Annotated in this window: 2 protein-coding genes; one reads left to right on the top strand and one right to left on the bottom strand. The window is 42.2% G+C overall.

The features are described from left to right. Positions 1-128: 128 nt before the first annotated feature. Entirely contained in the window at positions 129-1,403 is a 1,275-nt protein-coding gene (locus F6K46_RS39370; RefSeq protein WP_293068845.1) for a transposase, read from the top strand. On the opposite strand, the gene F6K46_RS39365 is transcribed toward F6K46_RS39370, so the two are convergent. After that, positions 1,376-1,957, bottom strand: a complete 582-nt coding sequence (locus F6K46_RS39365; RefSeq protein ID WP_293068843.1) for a hypothetical protein — start codon at positions 1,955-1,957, stop codon at positions 1,376-1,378. The two genes, F6K46_RS39370 and F6K46_RS39365, sit on opposite strands and share 28 nt — an antisense overlap. Positions 1,958-2,213 lie beyond the last annotated feature (256 nt).

Below are 2,213 nucleotides of genomic sequence, written 5' to 3'. Positions count from 1 at the left end.
GGGTCGGCGTATCAAGATTTCGGGGGCTCAGTGGGATGAGAGTAACGTCCCACAAGTCTTGAAGCATCGGTGTGCCTACCTCAACGGGCAATTTTCAACTTGAGTCTTACAAAACTGAGATGCACTCAATGAGAATCGCGTATCAGTACAGGCTAAAACCGACAAGAGATCAGCAAACCAAGATTGATCATTGGTTGTCAATGTTGTGTGCTCAATATAACTATTTGCTGGCCGATCGGTTCAGGTGGTATGAAGAAAATCGCTGTTCAATTAATACTTGTCCGCTTGTATGTTACCTCCCGGAATTAAGGGATAATCCCGATTACTACAGTCAAAAAAAGACTCTTCCAAGTTTAAAAAAGACTCGCCCATGGTATAAAGACATCCATTCTCAGGTACTTCAGGATACAGTAAAGAGAGTAAAGCTAGCTTTTGACAGGTTTATCAAAGGAGATAGTAGCGGAAAACGAAGTGGACGACCTAGGTTCAAAAAGCTACACCGCTACCGTACCTTTACCTATCCCCAAATGAAAGAAGGGTGTCTGGAAAGAAATTTGATCAACCTTCCAAAAATAGGCAAAGTTAAGGTTGTACTCCATCGGACTATTCCTTCTGGATTTAAGATCAAGACAGCTTCTATCACCAAAAAATGTGATGGCTATTATTTGGTTTTATCTCTAGAGGACAAGACCATTCCTGAAATTCAGCCCAATATTAATCCAGATTCAATAGTTGGGATTGATGTTGGTCTTAAAGATTTTTTGACTACCTCTGAGGGTGAAGTCGTTGAAATTCCTCAGTATTATCGAAAAGCTCAAAAACGTTTAAGAGTGATTCAAAAGCGAGTATCCCGGAGAAAGAAAGGGGGTAATAACAGGCTAAAGGCGATCAAGCAGCTCGGAAAACAGCATAAAAAGGTATCAGACAAAAGAAAAGATTTTCATTTCAAAACAGCAAACCACCTACTATCAAAGTATGATGTAATCGCTCATGAAAAACTAAATGTTAAAGGACTGGCTAAGTCCCGATTGGCTAAATCTGTGTTGGATGCGGGATGGTCAAGCTTCTTGACCATCCTAGCAAGCAAAGCCGTTCGCGTAGCGTGGCCTACGGCCTTGAATGCTGGCTTGTTAACGGTTCCAGTAAGCCCCAAAAATACTTCACAGAATTGCTCCAATTGTGGCAATAAAGTCCCCAAGAAGTTGCATGTCCGGTGGCATGATTGTCCCCATTGTGGATGCAGTCTTGACCGCGATTCGGCGAAGCCGACGCTACGCGAACATAATGCAGCTATCAATATACGAAATAGAGCGGCAGGGCAGTCCGTTCTTAAAGCCCAGCGCCTCCTAAGGGATGCCCGGATTGGCTGGGAAGCCTACACTGAACCTGTAAGGTCAGTGTAGGAGCTGTCACTGCTACCCAACTTACTAACTACTGAACCAGCACCTAAAATACCCACTGATAGTAGACCAAGTATAGAAGCAGGTTCTGGAGTTGAAGCTGCTACAACAATACCTGAGCCGTTAAATCTAAAGTCGAGATTTTGAAAATCTTCTGCAGTAAATTCTGAAGTAACGGGAATTACGAAATCAAGATTGTCGAAATCAGCAGAAAAAGTCTTGCCATCTTGCGTAAATGACAAATCGTCTAATCCCCAACCTCCTTGAAAAGCGAGATCACAACTTTCATTGATAGTAAATGAGCGTAAGAGTCCTAACCCTACCGACTCCAGCCTAATACCTGTTGAGAATTCAAAAAGCCCCTGAGTTCTTAATAGAGTACTACCTAAAAAGTCAAATACAATCTGATCGGCTTCATCATCAAATGTAATCTCCAAAGATGTATTCAGATCTGACTCAAACTCTTCTTCAACAGACAAAGGAATGCCTTCGTTATTGACAACATCGCGGAAAGAAGGAGACTTAAATGGATCCGGTGCTGCATCTGCATTAGTCACGGTAAAAGCCTGCAACGTCCCAGGAGTCCTTCGCAGGATTTTTTGACGCTCTTGAGTTGAAAAGAACAAATTACCGGTTGAAGTTCGCTCAGCTGTGGAACTTGCAAAGGCCTCCGCCCTTCCTACAGAGGGTGCATCTCAGTTTTGCAAAAATACCAAAATCATGATATCATGATATTATTAATGATAAATAGTTTCTAATAATTACTAAAACTCATGAACTTGAGTCCGGAAGAAAAGCAAGAGCTAAAAGAAC

The organism is Moorena sp. SIO3E8 (genome assembly GCF_010692445.1).
GTDB lineage: Bacteria > Cyanobacteriota > Cyanobacteriia > Cyanobacteriales > Coleofasciculaceae > Moorena > Moorena bouillonii.
Note: the sequence above shows the minus strand (reverse complement) of the source record. Positions and strands in the feature narration are given on the sequence as shown.

Coding starts and splice junctions, on each gene's coding strand:
- F6K46_RS39370 (WP_293068845.1), top strand. CDS start 129: ATGAGAATCGCGTATCAGTACAGGCTAAAACCGACAAGAGATCAGCAA.